19 protein-coding genes and 3 tRNA genes are annotated in these 23,130 nt (G+C 30.6%); 17 read left to right on the forward strand and 5 right to left on the reverse strand.

The genetic code is table 11. The annotated features are described in order from the left end of the window. Positions 1-138: 138 nt before the first annotated feature. From AC2TEO_RS10565 to AC2TEO_RS10580, 4 genes are all read right to left on the reverse strand, one after another. Positions 139-2,478, reverse strand: a complete 2,340-nt coding sequence (locus AC2TEO_RS10565) for a spondin domain-containing protein (protein WP_442264788.1) — start codon at positions 2,476-2,478, stop codon at positions 139-141. Between the two features lie 465 nt (positions 2,479-2,943). Next, a tRNA-Cys gene (locus tag AC2TEO_RS10570) sits at positions 2,944-3,014 on the reverse strand. A gap of 50 nt (positions 3,015-3,064) precedes the next feature. Then, positions 3,065-3,427 carry a dihydroneopterin aldolase gene (gene folB / locus AC2TEO_RS10575; RefSeq protein ID WP_442264789.1) on the reverse strand — a complete coding sequence of 121 codons (363 nt, stop codon included), beginning with the start codon at positions 3,425-3,427 and terminating at the stop codon, positions 3,065-3,067. Then, positions 3,428-6,259, reverse strand: coding sequence for a WD40/YVTN/BNR-like repeat-containing protein (locus AC2TEO_RS10580; protein ID WP_442264790.1), 2,832 nt, complete (start codon positions 6,257-6,259; stop codon positions 3,428-3,430). Positions 6,260-6,343: 84 nt separating this feature from the next. On the opposite strand from AC2TEO_RS10580, the gene AC2TEO_RS10585 reads away from it, so the two are divergent. From AC2TEO_RS10585 to AC2TEO_RS10660, 16 genes are all read left to right on the forward strand, one after another. Further along, a complete protein-coding gene (locus AC2TEO_RS10585) occupies positions 6,344-7,246 on the forward strand; it encodes a RimK family alpha-L-glutamate ligase (protein ID WP_442264791.1) in 903 nt (300 codons plus the stop codon). Then, positions 7,213-8,178 carry a succinylglutamate desuccinylase/aspartoacylase family protein gene (locus AC2TEO_RS10590; protein ID WP_442264792.1) on the forward strand — a complete coding sequence of 322 codons (966 nt, stop codon included), beginning with the start codon at positions 7,213-7,215 and terminating at the stop codon, positions 8,176-8,178. Before AC2TEO_RS10585 ends, AC2TEO_RS10590 begins: the two co-directional genes overlap by 34 nt. A 65-nt stretch (positions 8,179-8,243) precedes the next feature. Continuing rightward, the gene (locus tag AC2TEO_RS10595) at positions 8,244-8,498 is read left to right on the forward strand and encodes a hypothetical protein (protein WP_442264793.1); all 255 of its coding nucleotides are present in this window, start codon (positions 8,244-8,246) and stop codon (positions 8,496-8,498) included. Positions 8,499-8,635: 137 nt separating this feature from the next. Then, on the forward strand, positions 8,636-9,967 hold the full coding sequence (locus tag AC2TEO_RS10600) for a DEAD/DEAH box helicase (protein WP_442264794.1): 1,332 nt from the start codon (positions 8,636-8,638) through the stop codon (positions 9,965-9,967). A gap of 84 nt (positions 9,968-10,051) precedes the next feature. Beyond that, entirely contained in the window at positions 10,052-10,621 is a 570-nt protein-coding gene (locus AC2TEO_RS10605; RefSeq protein ID WP_442264795.1) for a Crp/Fnr family transcriptional regulator, read from the forward strand. A 76-nt stretch (positions 10,622-10,697) separates the two neighbouring features. Continuing rightward, the gene (locus AC2TEO_RS10610; RefSeq protein WP_442264796.1) at positions 10,698-11,990 is read left to right on the forward strand and encodes an aminopeptidase P family protein; all 1,293 of its coding nucleotides are present in this window, start codon (positions 10,698-10,700) and stop codon (positions 11,988-11,990) included. A gap of 149 nt (positions 11,991-12,139) precedes the next feature. Continuing rightward, the gene (locus tag AC2TEO_RS10615; RefSeq protein WP_442264797.1) at positions 12,140-12,856 is read left to right on the forward strand and encodes a 3'-5' exonuclease; all 717 of its coding nucleotides are present in this window, start codon (positions 12,140-12,142) and stop codon (positions 12,854-12,856) included. Further along, on the forward strand, positions 12,857-13,396 hold the full coding sequence (locus AC2TEO_RS10620) for an NIF family HAD-type phosphatase (protein ID WP_442264798.1): 540 nt from the start codon (positions 12,857-12,859) through the stop codon (positions 13,394-13,396). 204 nt (positions 13,397-13,600) lie between these two features. Further along, positions 13,601-14,371: a hypothetical protein gene (locus tag AC2TEO_RS10625; protein ID WP_484730857.1), complete on the forward strand. Its 771-nt coding sequence runs from the start codon at positions 13,601-13,603 to the stop codon at positions 14,369-14,371. A 161-nt stretch (positions 14,372-14,532) separates the two neighbouring features. Continuing rightward, complete coding sequence (locus tag AC2TEO_RS10630) at positions 14,533-15,834, forward strand: phosphatidylserine decarboxylase (protein WP_442264800.1); 1,302 nt, start codon at positions 14,533-14,535, stop codon at positions 15,832-15,834. 157 nt (positions 15,835-15,991) lie between these two features. Then, positions 15,992-17,521, forward strand: coding sequence for an amidohydrolase family protein (locus AC2TEO_RS10635; protein WP_442264801.1), 1,530 nt, complete (start codon positions 15,992-15,994; stop codon positions 17,519-17,521). A gap of 4 nt (positions 17,522-17,525) precedes the next feature. Continuing rightward, positions 17,526-18,614, forward strand: a complete 1,089-nt coding sequence (locus AC2TEO_RS10640; protein WP_442264802.1) for a serine hydrolase domain-containing protein — start codon at positions 17,526-17,528, stop codon at positions 18,612-18,614. Positions 18,615-18,689: 75 nt separating this feature from the next. Next, the gene (locus tag AC2TEO_RS10645; RefSeq protein ID WP_442264803.1) at positions 18,690-19,904 is read left to right on the forward strand and encodes a hypothetical protein; all 1,215 of its coding nucleotides are present in this window, start codon (positions 18,690-18,692) and stop codon (positions 19,902-19,904) included. 136 nt (positions 19,905-20,040) lie between these two features. Continuing rightward, positions 20,041-21,420, forward strand: a complete 1,380-nt coding sequence (locus tag AC2TEO_RS10650) for a hypothetical protein (protein ID WP_442264804.1) — start codon at positions 20,041-20,043, stop codon at positions 21,418-21,420. A gap of 10 nt (positions 21,421-21,430) precedes the next feature. Next, a tRNA-Trp gene (locus AC2TEO_RS10655) sits at positions 21,431-21,502 on the forward strand. 2 nt (positions 21,503-21,504) lie between these two features. After that, positions 21,505-21,577 (forward strand) — tRNA-Lys (locus AC2TEO_RS10660). A gap of 92 nt (positions 21,578-21,669) precedes the next feature. Here the strand turns inward: AC2TEO_RS10660 and AC2TEO_RS10665 are convergent. Further along, positions 21,670-22,092, reverse strand: coding sequence for an Lrp/AsnC family transcriptional regulator (locus AC2TEO_RS10665; protein WP_442264805.1), 423 nt, complete (start codon positions 22,090-22,092; stop codon positions 21,670-21,672). 106 nt (positions 22,093-22,198) lie between these two features. Here AC2TEO_RS10665 and AC2TEO_RS10670 point away from each other — a divergent pair, with 106 nt between their 5' ends. After that, on the forward strand, positions 22,199-23,128 hold the full coding sequence (locus AC2TEO_RS10670) for a 2-hydroxyacid dehydrogenase (RefSeq protein ID WP_442264806.1): 930 nt from the start codon (positions 22,199-22,201) through the stop codon (positions 23,126-23,128). Positions 23,129-23,130 lie beyond the last annotated feature (2 nt).

Genomic DNA, 23,130 nt, shown 5'->3' on the forward strand with positions numbered 1-23,130 from the left:
AACAACATAAACTTGTTTAATTAGAAAAATGTTACTTTAAAAAACTAAAAAACTCCAGTCAATCAGATTGACTGGAGAAAATAATCCCAAATTAATACATAGAATGAATTATATTATTCATTCAAAACGCATGTTTTATTATTGAGGTTGGATATTCACCTCAATTAAATTATAACCTCCTCTTGGATCACCAAACCATGTTACCCCAGGAGAACTATTAATTGCTCCTTTACCAAACTGTACATCATTTAATATAGCTACTCGTCTAATTAAATTGTCGCTATCGACTGCTCCTGTATTTGCTCCAGATTGTCTTGGTGCTTGATTCGCTCCAAATCCAACTTCTTCATCAGCTTCAGTTCCTGCATCAAAAAGATAAGTTTCATCACTTTCAGAAGTACCAGAGAAAGCTGTTCCGTTTTCGTCAAATAAAGCAACCCCATTGTTATTGTAACTAATGAACCAATCGTTAGTATCTACTAACATTGTTCCAAATCCTAATTTATAATCTAAACCTTGTGGAACTTCAATTGTGAATGTTAACGATTCACCTGGTTTTACCGGAGCAGTTTCGTTACTCTTAGCTACTGGAAGACCTAAACCTTTTAAATATTCGTAAGCAACTTGGTTATTTCCATCTTCAGCAATTTCTTCTAAACCACTAGATGCTTTTGCTTGCTCTCCTTGAACAAACCAAGGATCTTTAGTTGTACTAAATGCATATAATATTGCTGGAGAAAACACTGTATACGAAGAAGATAAACGTAATGGAGCTCCTTGAGAACCTGTTGCGTTAAACCATTGATATAATGGCATTGGATCACCTGCTTCTGCAATTTCTTTTAATCCATATCCTCTATCTGGTTGCCCTACTGTAAATAAAGGTGCGTTTTGTGCATGTAATACAGCTAAACCTGGTGTAAGTACAATTGGTGTGCTTCCTGAAGCTCCTACTAAATTTGTTAATGTTAAAGTAAAATACCTTGTTGAACTATCGTAAGCTAACTCTGTTCTTAAGTAAGGTGTCACATCATTTTTCACCACACGAACTGTGTTATCATCATCTGGACTTCCAGCTGTTCCTCCGTTAGGTTCAGTTGCTATTGTAGCTGGATCTTCTTCTTCTGTTCCTGCATCCCATAAGTAAATCTGATCACTAATATCTCCTGTCACAGCACTTCCGCTTGCATCGAAAAGATCTATTCCTGTCATTCTTGGAGCAAAAAACCAATCGTTAGTAGCAGCAGACATTGAAGCGAAACTCAATTTGGTTCCAGGTACTGCCTTAAATTTTACAGAATAACTTCCATTCACATTAGTTACTGGACCTGGATTTGTAGCTCCTGTTGGTGTATTAAAAACGTGTGTTCCTAAATAATTAATCTTATTTGTAATTGTTACAGTAAATCTTGTTTTTGTAGCTTCAGCAGCATTTCCTCTACCAAAAGTTGGATTTACAGCTTCTTTCCAATCTGAAATAGCATCTCCTTCTCCATCGTAAGCTAAACTATAACTCTCTAATCTTACCTGAGGAACAAAATCACCAGCTGTCCAAATTCCTGCAGCAACAGCTACATTTTCTCTTGCACTACCTGAAGCTCCCCACTGAACAAAATCTAAAATTGCATCTGGGTTAGTAAATGCATTTGAAGCGTAAAAACCTAAACCTGCACTTTCACTTAACTGATCCCAACTTACCACTAAAAACTCACTTGGATTTAACTGCGCAGATCCACTTATAACCGTAGCATTTTTTACTTGTAAATACTGACCTGGCCCTAAACATAACCAATAATCACTAACATCTACAGCTACATCTCCGTTATTCCATAATTCTATTAATTTATCTTTTCCGTAATTAACCTCATTAATTACAACAGAACGAACATCATCTTGTGGCGGCATAACAACATTTTGTGCTCCAAAAGTAACTTCTGTCGTTTCTGCCCAATTCATAACTCCATTACCTTCTCCATCATAAACGATACTATTGTCTTCACTTTTTACAACAGGAACAAAATCACCAGCTGTCCAAATTCCTGCAGAAGCAGCAATATTTTCTCTAGCAGAACCAGAATCACCATACTGAACAAAATCTATAATTGCGTCTGGATTTGTAAACTCATTTGTTGAATACAATCCTAATCCACCTTTATCATCTGGTAAATTGTAACTTATTACTAAATATTCACCTGCTGGTATTGTTGTATTTCCTGACTCTGGAGTTAAATCTCCTATTTTTTGATAAGCACCTGGACCTAAACAAAGCCAGTATTCACTAATATCTGCTGCTTGGGTTCCTCTATTATAAATCTCTATAAGATCTTTAGTTCCTTGATATTTAATTTCATTAAAAACTACATCTTTTTTTACAGTTGTTGGAGGATTACCATTATCAGGTTGGCTAACTTCCTCATCATCGTTACATGAAACTACTAACAAAAGCATTGTTAGTATTAAATAATTAATTGTTTTCATTTTAAATAATACTTTTCTTGGTTTACACCACAAAAGTATTTTAAGACACTACAAACAAAATCATTAAATAAACTTAGAAGGAAATAAAATGGGTTAAAAAGGAAAAAAATACTTTGAAAGAAATGCACATTATCAATAAAAGATAAAGCATTTATTTAATTTGAGCTGTTAAGTATACTATTTAAAAACAATAACACAACCTAAAAATAGGTTGTGTTATCTTAACTCTTAAATCTTGCTAGTCTTTAAATAAAAACATTTGTCCCCCAACTTAGCTTTTAATGACCACAGATTTAATATATACCAAAGATATATTAAAGTTTATTATGAAACATTCAAATATGTTACATTTATTATGAATGGGTTAAAAAACCTTATATTTTGCAATTTTTATGTTATAAAACAACAAATATGTTACATTTCAAACATAAAAAAAGTCTCAATATTAAAATATTGAGACTTTTGAGGTGTCGAGCGGATTCGAACCGCTGTAGATGGTGTTGCAGACCACTGCCTAGCCACTCGGCCACGACACCTTTAGTGAGAGTGCAAATTTAAACTTTTTCTTTTTAGTGGCAAGTATTTTTTAACTTTTACGCACTTTTGATAGTATAATTGTTACTTCTCCCACATTCCCACCTATTGGTGGATTAATTTTTGACACGCTAATTTCTGCTTCATCTACCAAAGGAATTTCATCAAAAACTCGATCTAACATCCTCTGAGCCACCTGCTCTAACAATTTAGATCGTTTATTCATTTCTTCTTTAGCTATTCTATTTAAGTGTACATAATCTATTGTATCACTTAATTCATCGGTTTTTGCAGAAAGTGTTAAATTTCCCTTAACTTTTATATCAACTCTATATTCTGACCCAATTTTTGCCTCTTCCTCTAGACATCCATGGTTTGTAAAGATCTTTATATTCGTTACTTTTATTACTCCCATTTATTTAATTTCAAATGTTTTTATTGCATTACCCATTTTCACCTTATATTTTCCTTTAGGTAAATATGTTTTTCCATTTTTCGCTGTATTCAATACAGCTTCTTTATTTACTTTTTTATAATTTTTTAATCCATTTTTACTAAAGCTTGCATCAAACTCAGCTTCATTAAACCCTTTTGAAGTTTTTACTTTAAACGAATTTACAACAACATCACCACTGAAAACTGTAAAAACTGTATCTTGGTTTGTATTTGAAAAATATGGAATCGTAATACTTGGTGTATAAGGTTGTAACCACTTACTCCAAGAACTTCCCCATCTTCCACTCTTTCTAATATTATTTATAGTAAATATTTTATCGCTTTTATCTGAAATCGCTCCAGAATACTCTTGTAACGGCTTAATATTCGCTTTATACAAACTTCTTCCGTGTGTACCTACTATTAAATGTTTTGCTTTAGGTTGAATTACCAAATCATGTACAGCAACATTAGGTAAGTTTTTGTTGAAAATTTCCCAAGATTTTCCTGAATCAAAAGAAACATATAAACCATTATCTGTTCCTATGTATAATAAATTCTCGTAATCTGGATCTTCTTTAATCACATTTACTGGTGATGTTGGGATATTATTTGCAATGTTTTTCCAAGATTTTCCATAATCATCAGAAACATAAACATAAGTTGAAAAATCATCCCAACGATATCCGTTTAATGTAACATATACTCGCTCTTTTTTATGTTTAGAAGCAATAACTCTACTTACCCATAAATCTTTAGGAAGCGTGCTTGAAATATTCTCCCAACTTCCTCCTCCATTTTTAGTAATATGTATCAATCCATCATCTGAACCTACATAAATCAATCCGAATTGAAACGGACTTTCACTAATTGTAGTTAATGTTCCGTAAGCAACATTTCCTTTTTTTCCTCCTTGAGTTAAATCTCCAGAAATTGTTTCCCAATCGTCTCCTTGATTTAAAGAGCGGTGTAATTTGTTTCCTCCTAGATATAAAATATCTTGATTATGTTTAGATAATAATATTGGTGTTTGCCAATTAAAACGATACGGATTCTCACCTAAAGTATGCTTTGGCTGAATGTACTTTTGTCCTCCATTTTCTCTGTTTAATCGGAAATAATTTCCAAATTGGAATCCTGTGTATACAATATTTGGATTTCTATCATCCACTTGAACTTGCATTCCATCTCCGCCCATAATTGATTCATATGGATTTTTTCCTGATTGATGCCAAGCCTTGTTAATTTGAGCGTTATGATTTGCTACCCAAACTCCGTTATCTTGTAATCCGCCATAAACATTATACGATTTTTGATTGTCTGCATAAATCGCATAAAACTGTCCAACTGGTGGTGTATTTAATTTTAACCAACTTTCACCATCATCATAAGAGATATTTAATCCACCGTCGTTTCCGTCAATTAAATGACCTTGAACTTTAGAATTCACCCAAAGCGCTTGATGATCGGCGTGCACATTTTCTCTACTAATTGATGTAAAGGTTTTCCCTCCATCTTTTGACTTTAAAATTGGAACACCTAAAACATAAATTCCATTTTTATCTTGCGGATCTACTCGAATTTCTCCGAAATAATATCCGTAAGAATAATAAATATCATCTAAATATCCATCGTGCGTTTTCTTCCAAGACTTCCCACCGTTTGTTGTTTTAAAAACTTCTGCTCCAACTACGGGTGTATCAAATAACAATGAATTTGCATTCTCTAAGTACTTCGCTAAATCGATCGGTTTTACAGCCCCAGATCGCACCATTTGCTTTACGTTGTCTGCTCTGTATTTTTCTTGAAAGCCATTTGTTTTTAAATAACTGTTTAGTTTTTTATCTGATAATTTTAAAAATTCTTCAGTAGACATTTTCTTAAAATCTTCTTTGGTCAATGCATTCGAATCACTTTTTTGTTTTCCATCCTTCTTTCTTCTAAATTGATTATCATGAAAAGCATATACTGTATTTTCATCATAAACCGCCAAACCTATTCTTCCTACACCATCTCCGTTTGGAAATCCATTATTTTCAGAAACCTTACGCCAAGTATTACCTCCATCAGTAGATTTATAAATTGCAGAGTTTTTGCCATCACCATCAAAATTCCAAGCTTTACGTTCTCTTTCCCAAGAAGCAGCATATAACGTGTTAAAATTATTCGGAGCTTGTTGCACATCGATAATTCCTGTGTCTTCATTCACAAATAAAGTTCTACTCCAAGTTTTTCCTCCGTCGGTAGTTTTATAAATTCCTCTTTCATTATTTGATGAATACAAATGACCTAAAACTCCAACAACCACTTCATTTGGATTATTTGGATTAATTAATATTCTACCGATATGATGTGAATCATGTAAACCTACGTTTGTCCATGTTTTACCTTTATCTGTAGATTTTAAAATTCCAATTCCAGCATAAGAAGAACGCGATGAATTATTTTCTCCTGTTCCTACCCAAATTGTTCCATTTTTCCAATCTACAGCAATATCACCAATGTTTTGAGTTGGTGCATTATCTAAAACTGGCGTAAATGTATTTCCATTGTTATTTGTATACCATAAACCTCCAGAAGCATATCCAACGTAAAACTCAACTGTATTGTTTGGATTTACAGCGATATCTACAACTCTACCACTCATTACAGTTGGACCAATATTTTCAAAAGGAATATTCTTTACTAATGAATTTTTAGCCATCGTTGCTTTCTGCTGAAGTGCATCTTGAACAATACTGGCTTTTGTCGGATTTTGTTGTGCAAAGGTTACTATTCCTACAAATAGGAATATAGATAAGATTTGTTTCATTTGGTTTTGACTTTAAAAGTAGTATCAAAAATAAAAAATACTTTCCATTTTAATTTTGATTAGATTTGTGTAAAAAGCATCTTCATGAATATTTTTATTTTATCGGTAGGTGAAAACATATATTCTACAAAAAGAATATATGACGAAGCTGTTAAACGTGGACATGATGTTAGTGTGATTAATCATAACAAATGCTCTATAAAACTTAGTGGTGGTAAAAGAGAAATTATTTATGAAGGAGAAAATATTATTGACGAACCTGATGTAATTATTCCTAGAATTGGTGCTTCGGTAACTCGACATGGAGCTGCAATTGTTAAAGAATTTGAAATGCATGGTGTATACAGTACAGCAAGATCTTTAGGTATACTCAGGGCTCAAAATAAAGTAAGAACTCTTCAAATTATGAACAGAAAAGGAATTCCAATTCCTGATACTGTTTTTTCTGTAAATCCTGAAAACATTAAAGAACAAATAGAGTTACTGGGCGGAGCACCAGTAATTATTAAAATGCAAGAAGGAACTCAAGGAATGGGTGTAATGTTGGCGGAAAGTAAAAAATCTGCAAAGTCTATTATTGATACTTTTTACAGAATGAATATGAGTATTTTACTTCAAGAATTCATTAAAGAAAGTAATAGCGAAGATATTCGTGTATTTGTAGTTGGTGACAAAATTGTTTCTTCTATGAAAAGAAAAGGTTTAGATGATGATTTTAGATCGAATATTCATAGAGGCGGAACGGCTACTAAAGCAGATTTAACAAATCAAGAACGAATTATGGCGATAAAAGCAGCTGGTTATTTAGGTTTACCTATTGCCGGCGTAGATTTAATTCGTTCGAAACGTGGACCATTATTAATTGAAGTAAATTCAACTCCCGGATTACAAGGAATTGAAGCCTACACAAAAGTTAATGTCGCTGAAGAAATTATAAAATATTTAGAGAAAAAATGTTCGACAAAGAATTCAAGAATGAGGAGATAGTTATTCGTGGAGAACGAATTTCTTTAGGAGAATCAAAACTGATAAAAATCCCTGTAGACAGATTACCTACAGGAACTTTAATAGAAATTCCGGTATATATTTTTAACGGGAAAGAACCTGGTCCGACTATTTTATTACAAGGTGGATTGCACGGTGATGAAACCAACAGTATTGAATTAGTAAGACGCATGTTAATAGATAAGTCTTATAAAATTCATAGAGGTTGTGTAATCGTTGTTCCTTTATTGAACATATTTGGATTTTTAGATTTTTCTAGAGAGTTACACGGAAAAGATGTAAACAGAAGTTTTCCAGGTTCTACAAAAGGATCTTTAGCAAGTAGATTAGCATATTATCTCATGAAAGAGATTACTAAAAATGTTGATTTTGCTATCGATTATCATACTGGCGGAGCACAACGTAGTAATTACGCTCAAATTCGATATACACCTCGAGATGAACGTGGAAAAGCTTTGGCTGATATTTTTAATGCTCCTTTTAAATTTGGCTCTAAACTTATTCCTAAATCTTTTAGAAACGAATGTTTTAAACATAACATTCCTGTTATTGTTTATGAAGGAGGTGAATCATTAAGACTAGATGAATTTGCAATTAATCAAGGTATTTACGGAACATTAAGAATTTTACGTCATTTTAATATGATTAATGATTCTATAGAAATCCCTTTACATGAAGAAGCTATAGAAATTACTAAAAAAAGCTGGTTACGCGCTCGAGCAGCTGGTATTTTTAATCCGAAAGTTAAAAATGGGGCATCCGTTAAAAAAGGAGAAATTGTTGGATTTATTATGGATACTTATGGTGAAACAAAATTCTCTGTAAAATCGCCTAAAGATGGTTATATCATAGCCAAAAATAACTTTCCTGTTGTGAATCTTGGTGATCCTTTATTTCACATAGGAAACCTGTAAAGTTTTGGTTATCAGATTATTTTTTTGTTAATTTAAAGTAATTTTAATTAATAAAAAATCAAAAAATGACTGAAATTATTATTAGCCTTTTAACAGGTGCCGTTGGCGGAAACATTGCTGGAGCCTTATTAAAAAAGTTTTCAATGGGAACATTGTGGAATTCTGTAGTTGGAATTTTAGGAGGAGGACTTGGTGCTCAAATATTAAGTACTTTAGGTTTAGATATTGGTGGTATCTTAGGCAGTATTGCTGGAGGTACAGCAGGAGGAGGTGTATTAATGGCTATTATTGGAGTTATTAAAAATGCAATTAAGAAATAACATATTGTAACTCCAACAAGTATATCAAAAAAGCATCTAAAACTAATTTAGGTGTTTTTTTCATTTACAAAATCTATAAATAGTACCTTTGCAACCGATAAAGGAATAAAACTTAATTTATTCCTATACACATATTTATGACATTTGAATCACTAGGGTTAAAGAAAGAGCTTTTAAAAGCAATTGAAGAAAAAGGATATGTAAACCCATCCCCAATACAAGAAAAAGCAATACCAGTAATTTTAAAAGGTAATGATGTATTAGCATCTGCACAAACAGGAACAGGAAAAACCGCTGGTTTTACATTACCTATATTGCAAATAATAACAGATACCAAAAATCCAAAATTTAGACCAATACGTGCGCTAATATTAACTCCTACAAGAGAATTGGCAGCTCAAATTTATGATAATGTTCGAGATTATAGTAAACATCTTAATATTAAGTCGACTGTTGTTTTTGGAGGTGTAAAACCCAAAAAACAAATTGCCGCTATAAGAAATGGGGTTGACATTTTAGTTGCTACACCAGGGAGACTTATAGATTTACATGATCAAAAAGTATTGTCTTTAAAACGAGTTGATATTCTAATTCTTGATGAAGCAGACAGAATGTTAGATATGGGATTTGTTAGAGATATTAAAAAAATAATAGCTTTACTACCGAATCAAAGACAAAATTTACTTTTCTCAGCTACTTTTTCAAAAGAAATAAAAGCCTTAGCTAAAGGAATTTTAACAGATCCTGTTCTTGTTGAAGCTGCTCCTGAGAACACAACTGCGGAAATGGTTAAGCAAAAGATATATCGTGTTCCAAAAAGTAGAAAAGCAGCAATGATTATTGAATTGATTTCAAAAGATAACTGGGATCAAGTACTAATTTTCACAAGAACTAAACATGGTGCAAATAGATTAGCAGAGAAACTACAAAAAAGAGAGATTTCTGCAGCTGCCATACACGGAAATAAAAGTCAAAGTGCCAGAACAAAAGCATTAAACGGATTTAAAGAAAATACTATTCGTGTTTTAGTTGCTACCGATATTGCTGCACGTGGATTAGATATTCCGTTATTGCCTCATGTTATTAATTATGAATTACCAAATATCCCTGAAGATTATGTACATAGAATTGGTAGAACTGGTAGAGCAGGAGCTAGTGGAGAAGCAATATCTTTAGTTGCTGATGAAGAATTCGAATATGTTAAAAACATTGAGAAATTATTAAAACAAAAACTAAAAATTGTTGAACTAGAAGGCTTTGATCTTACGCCAACTGTTCAATCTCAACAGAAAAAAACTTCAAGAGAAAACAACAATAATTCAAAACCAAGTAAAAAAAACCAAATCAAACGAAGTTTTCGATCTAAAAAGAAATCCGAAAAGGATAAGGAAAGTAACTCTAATGTTCATCAAAAAACTAGAAACAACTTTAAAAGAAAACCGAAAAACAACAACAGAAAAAAATCTTAAAAATCCTGTTTTTAAATTCACTTATTATTTATCAAGTAGTATTTTTAAACCAAAATTTTGGCTTCAGCATAATCAGAACATAGAATGAGTTTAAAAATCTATTTAAAAGAAATTATAAACGACGAATCACTTGATATTCACATCAATGAAATCGTAGATGCTTTCGAAAAAAAAACTCTTTCTAAAAACGAACTATTTGTTAAAGAAGGAGCTATTTGTGATTATTTCTGTTTTATTGAAAATGGAATACTTCAGCATTATATAACCATCGATGGTGAAGAAAAAACAACCTATTTAGCATTAAAAAACACTTGTACTTCGGCTTTAAAAAGCTTTTTACATCAAGAAGCTTCTAGAAAAAATATAAAAGCTTTAAGTGAAGTGAATTTACATGTACTTTCAATTCAAAAATTTAATACGTTATTAAAAAATAATAAAGCCTTTTTTTTATTTTATCATAAACTTATTGAAAGGCAAATATTTCTAATTGATGATTATAGAATAAACCTTCTTACACTTTCTCCTGAAGCTAGATATCAAAAACTACTAGCTAATGATCCAGAACTATTAAATAGTATTCCGTTACATTACTTGGCTTCATTTTTAGGAATTTCGAAAAGACACATGAGTAGAATTCGTAAAAAAATAAAATAAGGCCATTTGGCTTTAGTTTATCGCAATTTCTTTATTTATTTTTGGAAATATATAAATCTATAAACACTAAATCTAAATGAAATATCTTCCTATAAATAAAGATCTATTTATAAAGAATAGAAAAAACTTTATGGCTCAAATGAAGCCAAACAGTTTAGCAGTTTTTAATTCTAATGATATTTATCCTGTAAGTGCAGATTCTACTTTACCTTTTGAACAACATAGAGATATTTTCTTTTTAAGTGGTGTAGACCAAGAAGAAAGTATTCTAATTGTTTATCCAGATTGCCCTAAAGAGAGCTTACGAGAAGTTTTATTCTTAAGAGAAACAAACGAGCATATTGCTATTTGGGAAGGAGAAAAGCTTAACAAAGAAAAAGCTTTTGAAACAAGTGGAGTTAAAACTGTTTTTTGGCTTCAAGATTTAGAAAAAGTATTAGCCGAAATGATGGCTTATGCAGATACTGTTTACATTAACACCAATGAACACTATAGAGCTAAAATAGAAACTGAAACTCGTGAGGCTCGTTTTACAAAATGGTTATTAGCAAAATATCCTGCACACAGTGTTGCTAAAAGTAATCCAATTTTACAACGTTTACGTTCTGTAAAAGATCAAATTGAAATCGATTTAATTCAGAAAGCATGTAATATCACTGAAAAAGGTTTCCGTAGAATTTTAGGTTTTGTAAAACCTGGTGTTTGGGAATATGAAATTGAAGCTGAATTTGCTCACGAATTTTTAAGAAATCGTTCTAAAGGATTTGCTTACACACCAATTATTGCTAGTGGAAATAACGCAAATGTGTTACACTACATTGAGAATAACCAACAATGTAAAGATGGCGACTTAATTCTTTTTGATGTTGCTGCAGAATATGCAAATTATGCGAGTGATATGAGTAGAACAATTCCTGTTTCTGGTCGTTATACAGCTCGTCAAAAAGATGTGTATAATGCTGTAAACAGAGTTAAAAATGAAGCTACAAAAATGTTAGTTCCTGGAGCAATTTGGGCAGATTATCATGTTGAAGTTGGTAAATTAATGACTTCTGAATTATTAGGATTAGGCTTATTAGACAAAGCAGATGTTCAGAATGAAAATCCAGATTGGCCAGCTTATAAAAAATATTTTATGCACGGAACTTCTCATCATATGGGATTAGATACACATGATTACGGTTTATTACACGAACCAATCCAAGCAAACATGGTATTTACCGTTGAACCAGGAATTTATCTTCCAGATGAAGGTTTCGGAATTCGTTTAGAAGATGATGTAGTTGTTCAAGAATCAGGAGAACCTTTCAACTTAATGCAAAACATTCCTATCGAAGTTGATGAAATCGAAGATTTAATGAATCAATAAAAATAGTTGTCAAGTCGAGCGCAGTCGAGACTTTAAAAATCCACATGTTACTTTACTAAAAACGTCTCGACTGCGCTCGAAGTGACATTTTCAATTTTTTTCATAATTTTACCAAAATTGCACACTGAAAATCAAATTGCTATATATTCATGTTACAACACGTAAACCTGAAAAATATCTTGTTTTTAGATATTGAAACAGTTCCTCAATATGAACATTGGAATGATGTTCCTGAGGAAACACAAGAATTGTACGGGTTAAAAACTCGTTATCAAAGAAAAGAAGAAGTTACTGCTGAACAATTTTACCACAGAGCCGGAATTTGGGCTGAATTTGGTAGAATCATCTGTATTTCTGTTGGTTATTTTATCGAAAAGAACAAAAAACTACAGCTTCGTATTACTTCTTTTAAGAATGAAAGTGAGTATACATTACTCAAAAACTTTAAAAATCTACTTGATAATCATTTCAAACAAGAAAAACATATTCTCTGTGCGCACAACGGAAAAGAATTTGACTTTCCATACATTGCCAGAAGAATGATTATTAACAATATTAAGCTTCCAAAAAAACTAAATTTAGTTGGTAAAAAACCTTGGGAAGTTCCGCATTTAGATACTTTAGAGTTATGGAAGTTTGGCGATTATAAACACTATACATCTTTAAAACTTTTAACGCATATTCTTGGCGTTCCATCACCTAAAGAAGACATCGATGGTTCCGAAGTATATCAAGTATATTATCAAGAAAATGATTTAAATCGAATTGTTCGTTATTGTGAGAACGATACTGTCGCTGTTGCACAACTCGTGTTACGCTTTTTGAATTTACCTATTTTAGAACATCAAAATATTATTAGTGTATAAATGGAAACTAAAGAACCTATACTTTTAATTTTAGATTTAGATGAAACCTTAATTCATGCTACAGAGAAGAAATTAACGATTCCACATGATTTTAAATATGCTGATTATTTCGTGTATAAGCGTCCGTTTTTAAATGAGTTTTTAGATTTCGTAAATCAACATTTCAAACTAGCTGTTTGGTCTTCTGCAGACGATACATATGTGAATGATATTGTTGAAACTATTCGTCCAGAAAATATAAACTTCGAGTTTGTTTGGGCAAGAACTCGTTGTACAGTCCGAAGAGATTACGACTTAGATCGATATGTTTATGAAAAAAGATTAAAGAAAATTAAAAAACAAGGTTTTACTTTAGAACGCGCTTTAATTGTTGATGATTCACCCGAAAAAACCAAAGACAACTTTGGAAATGCAATTTATATTAATCCTTTTGAAGGAAATTTAGCCGATGACAATTTAAAAAAACTAACTAATTTTCTGATAAAAATAAAAGATGTAGAAAATGTAAGGACATTTGAAAAAAGAGGTTGGAACAATTAACATAAAACCAAATAAAACACTAACAAACAACAACTTAAAACAAAATGTTTTTTGTTTCTAGAACTAATTTTAGAATAGCTGAAACAATTTTTATTAAAGCGTTTTCTTAAAGAAAAAAGATAATTCATAGCATAAATTAAAAACAATAAAATTAACTTTTTATTGTTTTTCTTTTTTGTAAAGTTTTCCTTTACAAAATTGTTTATGAATCATAATACTATGAAAAATCTAGCTGTTTTACTTTTCTTTTCTATGTTCTTTTTCAGTTGTCAGAAAAAGACCTCGCCTTTTAATATTGGTGATTATGTGCAATTAAAAATTGAAAATTTTGAATATGAAGGAAAAAATCTTCAATTTGTTAGTACAACATTAGTTAAAATTGATGACAGTATTAGTGCTAAAATTAACAGAACACCTCGAAGATATGAATATTTACTAACTAACAAAATTTCAATAGATTCTATTTCAAAAATATTACCAGACAGCACAAAAGCTAAAGCAATTTTTGCAGCTCAATTAGATAATAAAAAATTCAAAAGCTATTTTTATAAAACATTCTATAACAAAAGCGAAAAGGAAACTTTCACTAAAAAAGAATTAATGAAAGTTGCTTCTAAATTCTTCTTATCTGAAAAAAAGGGAAATATTTATAGCACTAAAATTTGTGTTGGAATTAATGGTTTAAAAGAGATTGAATTACAACATAAGGATTTCACTTTATTAGAAGCTATAGTTTATGAAGCCATTTTCGAACGTTTAATGAACGAAAACATAAAAGAGACTCCTGAGTTTATGAATAGTTTAGAAAAGCATCGTGGCGATGCTATAAGATCGATAAATGCAACCACCAGAGATTCTCTACTTCATGTAAAAAACTTAGTATTTAGTGCTATGGAAAAAGACAAAGCACTAGAAGAACATCTTTTAAATTATATAGAAATAAATAAACATGATTTGGCAATAGTTATTGAATAAAGCTCATAATTCTTATTCATTTTATATAAGAAAGTAAAATCAAAAATTCCCATACTCAAATCTTAGTCGATTATAATTAAAAATCAACCCTTTATGACTTTTTAACTCAATTAAACACGTGTTTTTAAGAACTTTAAATATCATTAATAACCAAAACACGTATGGAAACTCAAACGCAAAAAACTGTAGTAGTTCCAATTGGAACACATGAACACGCCCCTGTAGTTGCTAAATTAAAGCAAATTCTTTCTGAAGATGTAAGAATGACTGCTGCTTTAGAAGCTTCTTTACTCGCTGCTTCAACTGAAGCAAAAGAAAAATTAAACTCAGATTTATATCATGCAATTGATAATGTTTTTCAAGGGAATGGATGGCCAACAACCGTTAATGCTTATTTAGACTACTTAGATTTATATGTTCGTTTAGTTCCTAATGAAAGTAATGACCCGACCTATCCGAATGCTTGGAAAAGTAACAATCAAAAAAATGGATATAATCAAAAAGTATATGATTTATTATGTCAATCTTATTGGTTAATTGATCAAAAAGTTCCTGGAACACAACTAACAATGCAAAGCTTTGAAAAATTCGCGAATTGGTTGCTAGATTTTGCACAAGCTTGGGGTAATTTCTTAGATACAGAAGCTTCTTTAACTAAAGAAAGTTTACAATCGTTTAAATACGATACAATGTATAATTTTCCTTTATACGCTAAAAATGAAAAAAACTGGAAAACATTTAATGAATTCTTTTATAGAGAGTTTAATGATGCAGATCCAGAAACAGGAATAAGTCCTTTACGTCCAATTACAGCTCCAAATGATAATACTGTGATTACATCACCTGCAGACTGTACTTACAAGCAATTTTATCCAATCGATAACAACGGAAATGTTTTAGATGAGAAAGGTGTTGAAACTAAAGTTTCTTTAAAAGGAACTCATACTATTGGAACTATTGATCAACTTTTAGAATTCAGTAAATATAGTGATGATTTTTATGGTGGAACATTTGTACATTATTTCTTAAGTCCTTTCGATTATCATCGTTTTCACACACCTGTAAGTGGAAAAATTTTAGAAATTATTCCTGTGCAAGGACAAGTATTTTTAAATGTAGAATTACAGGAAAACGGACAATGGGATGCTCCAGATGGTGCCGAAGATGGTTACGAATTTAATCAAGCCAGAGGAATAGTGATTATGGATGCTGGACCAGAAGTTGGTAAAGTAGCTATTTTACCTATTGGAATGTGTCAAGTTTCTGGTGTAGACATGTACACAAAATTGCAAGGAAAAACTGTAGTTAAAGGACAAGAATTTGGAAAATTCAGGTTTGGAGGTTCAGATATTATTATGTTATTCCAAAAACCACCATCAGAAATTTACATGTATAAAAATGACCCTGGACATAACCCAATTCATTTTCAATACGGACAAGCTTCTGTTTTATTCAACAAATAAAATAGCTCAACATAAAAACAAAGAAGAAGGTCTAAAGACCTTCTTCTTTATTTTTTGTACTCTCAAAATCTTTTTTAATAGTATTTTCAAGGGTTTTGTATGTAACTAAATAAAGATTTCTACTGTCTTTTGCTAAAACATTTCAAACGATAGACATATGAAATCAACAATTAAAAAGTGGATATTAGGAATTCTTACAGGAATCTTATTAGTAGATATTGGTGTGTATTTCTATTTCCGCTCAGAGATAGATCATGTATTAGGTGCCCACACTGAAATTGTAGATAATTCTCAGTTTAAAGCTATCTCAGGAAAATTAGCTATTACTAATGTGAATATATTAAGTGCTGATGCACAAACTATGATTCCGAATCAGACAGTTTTAGTAGAAAACAAAAAAATCATTGCTGTTCATGTTGATAGTACTCCTGTTACTAAAGAATTTTATAAAATTGACGGGCGCAATAAATACTTAATTCCTGGATTAATTGATTCTCATGTGCATTTAAAGAAAAGTAAAAACGACTTACTTCTTTATATCGCCAATGGAATTACTCATGTGGGAGAAATGACAGGAATGAAAGAGCATTTTGAATATCAAAAAGAAATTGATAATGGATCAATTGGACCAAACATTTACATTGTTTCGCCTAAACTTAGTAGCCAAGAAGGAATGAAAGCTAATTTTAGAAGCTGGATGGAAAGACGTCATCAAAATTATACTACTCCAAAAGCAGCAAGAAAAGCAGTTCATTATTATAAAAACAAAGGTTATAAAGCCATTAAGTTAAGCTCCGATCTTAACAAAACTAATTATTATGCAGTTATAGATGAAGCTAAAAAAATAAACATTCCTGTTATTGGACATTTACCGGTTCCTATTACACTTGAGGAACTTTATACTTCTGGTCAATCACAATTATCACATGTAGAATCAATATTATATGCTTCTATGTTTAGTTTTGGACATATTTCTTCAAAAAATGCAAAGATATACCTTAAACATCTTGAAGAAAATATTGATAGTATTGCTATTCAGTTAAAAAAGAATAATATTACAATTTCTACAACCGTAGCGACTAATAAAAGTGCCGCAAAACAAGCTTTTCACTTATCAGATTATCTCAAAACTATTGCTTTAGAATATCAAAATCCGGGATGGATAGAAGGTTCTTCAATTTCAAAAGGATGGCTTCCTGGTAATAACTCTTATGAGTATTCTAATAACTTTTCAGAAAAACAAAAAACTGAAGCAAAAATTTATTGGGATACCTACATAAAAGCAATAGATTTAATAACAAAAACTCTAATTAAAAACAATGTAGTGATTACAGTTGGAACAGATGCAAACGGTGCCGCTGGAACTGTTCCTGGTTTTTCATTACACGAAGAACTGCTTACACTTAGTGAAATAGGATTAACTAACACCGAGATATTAAGAGCTACAACTTCCGCAACTGCAAATTGGATGAAAGAACCTATAGGCAAAATTGAAGTTGGTTATCGTGCAGATTTAGTACTTCTAAATAAAAATCCGCTAGAAAACATAAAAAACTCACAAAGTATAGAAGCTGTAATTGCCAATGGAAAATATCTAAACCGATTGACATTAAACAACATCTTAAAAGCTGTGAAAAATGCCAACAATAGAAGTAGAAAAATAAATATTGACACGTATTTAAAATAGACATATGAGAACTAAAAAAATTATCAAAAGAACACTTTTAAGCATTCTTTTACTACTAATTGTATTTTTCGTTTACATAGCAGTACCAAGAGTTAGCAATCCAAATCCAAAATATCAAACAAGATTAACTTATGGAAAACCTCTTCCTCAAGAAATTCGAAATATATTAACACCTAAAACAAAACCTTCAAGAACACGCTCAATAGTTATTCTGAAAAACGAAAAGATTATTTATGAATACGGTTCTACAGATAAAATCATGAATATAGCATCTATTCGAAAATCCATTTTAGGTTTATTATATGGAATTGCAGTAGATAAAGGTTTGATCGATATTCATAAAACACTAGATGAGCTTAAAATCGATGAAATTGTCCCTTTAACAAAGAAAGAAAAAACAGCTACAATACAAGATCTTTTAATGTTTAAATCTGGTATATTTTTACCTTCACAAGGAGAACACGATTCACAAATAACAGATAGACCAAAAAGAGAAAGTCATGCTCCAGGAACTTACTTTTTCTCAAACAATTTCGATGCTAATGCTTTAGGGAGCATTTTTACACAAGAAACTAAAATGTCTATTGGAAGTTTTATGGAAAAATATTTAGCAAAACCTATGGGGTTACAAGATTTTTCTGAAAACAATGTGATTGTTGGCACTCCTTGGTTTCTACCTAAAAAACCTTCAAAACATAAACAATATTATTTGTTTTTAAGCACAAGAGACTTAGCTAGAATTGGTGCAATGGTTGCTAATGAAGGTGTTTGGAACGGGAAACAAATTGTATCTAAAACATGGATTAAAAAAAGTATAACCTCACACAGCAATTTAAAGGAAAATCACATTAACTATGGTCGTTACGATGGCTTTGGGTATCAATGGTGGATTGATTCTAATACAGAAACGGTATGGTCTGACGGTTATGGAGAACGTTTCTTAATGATAAATCCAAAACAAAATTTAGTACTTACAGAACAAAATTTCACAGGCAATTCATTACTAACTACAGGACTTTGGTTAAAAAATAGAAATATGGATTCTGGATTAGATAATTTAATAAAAGCTCACAAAATGATTGTAAAACAATGATTAAAATGAGGTTTTTGGTATTAACTAACTTATTTTGTAGATTTAAGGTATATAAAATTGTATTCTAACCAAACTATGAAAACTAAATACTTTTTAATTTTACTGTTATCTTTTATTATTAGTTCCTGCGAAAGCGATAAGGATGATTTTATCCAACAAACAGATCGTTGCGGAGATAATTTAAGAACTTTATACAATTCCGCTATTTTAACAACACAAAAAGAAGTGGATGATTTTAATAGTCACGGATATAAATCTATAGAAGGAGATTTAATAATAAAAGAAGATCTTTTAAAAAATGATCCAATAATAAATTTAGATAATTTATTCGAATGTCTTAGAGTTATTCAAGGAAAGGTTATTATAGAAAACAATTCTGGTTTAAAAAGTATTAATGCCTTTTTAAAAAACATAACCACTCTAAATGCTTTATATATTAAAGCTAACCCTTTATTAAACCAAATTAATGGGTTCGATAACCTAATCAGTGTAAGGGAACTTACTATTACTGATACACAAATTAAAAATCTTAATGATTGTTTTTCTAAGGTAACATCAATAAAAAGTTTAAAAATTCAAGACAATAGTAATTTACAAAACTTAAGAGGACTTAATCAACTTAATGAAACTTCTTATGTAGTTATAAAAAACAATTCTTCATTAGAAAACTTAGAGGTTTTTCTTGAAAAAGTTAAAGTTATAAATTCTTTAGAAATTAACAATAACGATAAAATTCTAGACTTAAAAGGACTTAATAGTATTAAAAACATTAATCATCTAGAAATATCATTTAATAAAAATTTAGAAACCTTATCTGGTTTTAGTGCTACTTCAATTACAAAAGATATAATAATTACCTCAAATGAAAAATTAGAAAATATCGATGCTCTTTCTTTAAATGAAAACAACAACTTAACTTATATTAATATCACTAAAAATGCATCTTTAACATCTGTTAAAGGTTTAAAATCAATCACTAAAACAAATAGTTTGTATATAACTGAAAATAATAATTTGCTAAACCTTGATGGATTAGATAACTTAAAACAGGTTGGTGAACATAGCCGAGAAGGCATTTATATTGAAAAAAACGATTCTTTAGAAAACATTAATTCTTTATCAAATATCGTTTCTGTTGGTGATCTATTTATTTCTTTCAATGCTAAATTGAATAATTTTTGTGGTATTCAGAACCTTGTTACCTCAAATTCATTTTCAACTTTTGATATAGCTAGAAATGCATATAATCCTTCTTTAAATGATTTCGACAATGGTCGTTGTAGTTTATAAAATGTAATCGAGTTAAATAATTTAACGAATAAAACTACTAGAAACTTTTTTTAAAAAAACAAAACTGTTTTCTACCTACGCAAATACAATGCGTAATACGTTTGTAATCTTGTACTGTAATTAAAAATCATCATTGATGAATACATTAAAAGATTTACATAGAACATTGCTCTTAAGAAAACGTCCAGAAGATGTTGCTTTAATGATTCAAGAGTTTTTAGGAGATCAATTATCTCCTCAGGAAAAAATCATTTTAGGAAAAGCATCTAAAGGATCTCTCAAAAATGTATTCTTTGGTTATACTTCTATGATGCAAGAATTTGCGACTGCTATTGGAGCAGAAAAGCAAATTAAAAAAGCTATTGAAATATTTAATTTAAATCTTAAAAAGACGATTGATTATAATAATATAGATGAAATTCAGCAATTTATTAAAAACATATCCTCTTTAATTAACAAAGAATTTGGTGCAAACAATTTTCTTGGCGATCGATTAAATAAACACCAGAGAAATGAAAAGGGATTAGATATAAGTAAAAGACAGTATAATAAAAAATGGAGGCTTTTAAAACGTTTAGAAAAGAAGTTATTAGCTTATAGTAGAGAAATTAAAAAAATTGAATTTCAAAAGATTGGTAAACACGGTTTATCACATACATTAAGTTTTGAAGAATTCAAAAAAGATATCAACTCAGCATGTTTTATTGCTTATTATAATGCTCGTTGTAACCTGCGTAGTGTGTTTACAAATACTAGTCAAGAAAAATCATTTGATGAAATATCAAATATGTTATTAAATCGTTGCAAAGGAATTGATACAGAAACTAATGTTTTCAATAGGTTAAAAAATCAAGTAAAAAGCGTAAGAAAAAATCAAACTAATTGGTGGGCAATTTCACATATTTATACTAGTAAAGAAGTTTTACAAAATCTTTCAGACAAAGAGAAAGGAAAATTGTTAGGAAAATGGACTTCTATTCTTCAAGAGATAGCTTACTTTTTAGAAGAAATTTGGGTGAAAAGTAATATTAATCGTGAAACCATGATTGTTCGTAGAGGAAACGATTCTACAACATGGAACAATACAGCAAATGCATGGAACAAAGCCAGAGATAATTGGATGAATATTATTTATGCCTTAGGAATGGATGATATTTTACATGAGATTTGTTTTGGAAAAGTATTGCGTTTAATGGCAGCAGATGTTGTAGCTTGGCATTATAGTTCTGGAGGAAAACTGGATCCAAATACAGAAGTTTGGAATAAAATTCCTTTACCTTGGGAAGTATTTCAAGGTAAAGAAAAATGTAATAGAGAAATGGTGGTTAAGTATTGTAAAAAAGCTGGATTAAACCCAGAAAAATCTGGTTGGATTGCCCCAAAAACAGAAAAAGTTGTTAAATTTAAACCTACTCCAGAATTAGTTCATGGTGTAGTTATTTCTAACCCGTATATAGCAACAATACTTAAAAAGCAAAAATATTTTTCAGGTAAAAAAATGCACTTTTTATCTTGATAAAAAATAAGATAAGTTAGTTCAGTGGTAGAATATTCGGCTCCAACCCGAATGGACGCAGGTTCGAGCCCTGCACTTATCTTTTCTGATATAGCTCAGTGGTAGAGCGCCCGGCTCTTGGACCGGGTGGACGCAGGTTCGAGCCCTGCTATCAGATCTAATTTAATTAACTTTAAAAAATCAATAAGTTATATATGTATATCTTATTGATTTTTTTTGATATTGAACAAGGATTATCTTTATATCAAACTACTTCTTCTCCATAACATCTGATAAAACCAACAAGGTATGTGTATCGCCAAATAACATTAATCGATCAATTAATTGCTGTAAATGCAACTGATTTTTAAGCATCGCTTTTACATGTACATTTTGATTTCCAGTAATTCTATGTGCTTTTTTAATTTCTGTTATTGTTGGTATCGCATCTAAAAACGAACGAAGTTTTCCGTGAAACACTTTTACCAAAATAAATACTTCTAAATCGTAACCCAACTGAGAATGATCTATTTCAATCGTGTATTTTTTAATTAAACCTACATCTTCCATTTTTAAAATACGTTCTCTTGCCGCAGATGCAGATAGATTAATTAAACGTCCTATTTCCGCAAAAGAAAGTCGTGCATCTTTTTCTAAAGCTTTTAAAATTTGTGTATCTATATTATCAATCATAAGTAAACGTTTAAAATTACACGTCATTCAGAAGTAAATTTACAAAAACACAAACGATTACATTTTTACAACTATCCTAAAAATTAGAAATTTGTAAAAAAAGAAGATGAGTATTGTAATCTGTTTTAACAATAAAGATCCGAAACCTTGGCAAAAAGCTTTGCAAGCCAAGTTGCCAGATACCACTATTGATATTTATCCAAATGTAACTGATGCAGAAGCCATCACTTTTGCTTTGTGTTGGAAACCTGAAGCAAATATTTTAGCACAATTTCCAAATGTAAAAGTCGTACAATCTGTTGGAGCTTCAGTAGAACACATAATTCAAAGTCAGGATTTGGCTTCAGATTGCGTTGTGACAAGAATTGTAGATGATCGATTATCTGAAGATATGTTCGAGTTTATTTTAACAGGTGTTTTATCTCATATAAAACGTTTTGCTGAATATCAGACAGCTCAAAAAGAAAAGCAATGGCAGCAAAAATTGTATAAAACAATAAAAACTACCACTATTTCAATTTTAGGTTTAGGAAAAATCGGAACTCATGTTGCTACAAAATTAGTGCAAGTTGGATTTACAGTAAAAGCATGGTCGAAATCAGAAAAAACATTAGAAAACGTGTCTTGTTTTCACGGAAATAACTGTTTGACTGACGTACTACAAAACACAGATATTTTAATTAATATTTTACCATTAACCTCTGTAACAGAAAATATTTTAAACCTTGAAAATCTTTCACGACTCAACAAAAACGGATATTTAATTAATGTTGGACGCGGAGAACATTTAGTGGAAAACGATTTACTTACACTATTAAACAATCAACATTTATCAGGTGCTTTACTCGATGTTTTTCGAACTGAACCTTTACCTGAAAATCACCCATTTTGGGAACACAAGAATATTACCATAACACCACATATTGCTGCTATCACCAATATTGAAACAGCTTCGGGTATTGTGGTTACCAATTACAAAAACTTGTTAAACGAAAAAGAACTTATAAATGTAGTTTCAATTCAAAAAGGATATTAATT

It is taken from the genome of Tenacibaculum aquaeponti (assembly GCF_057221555.1).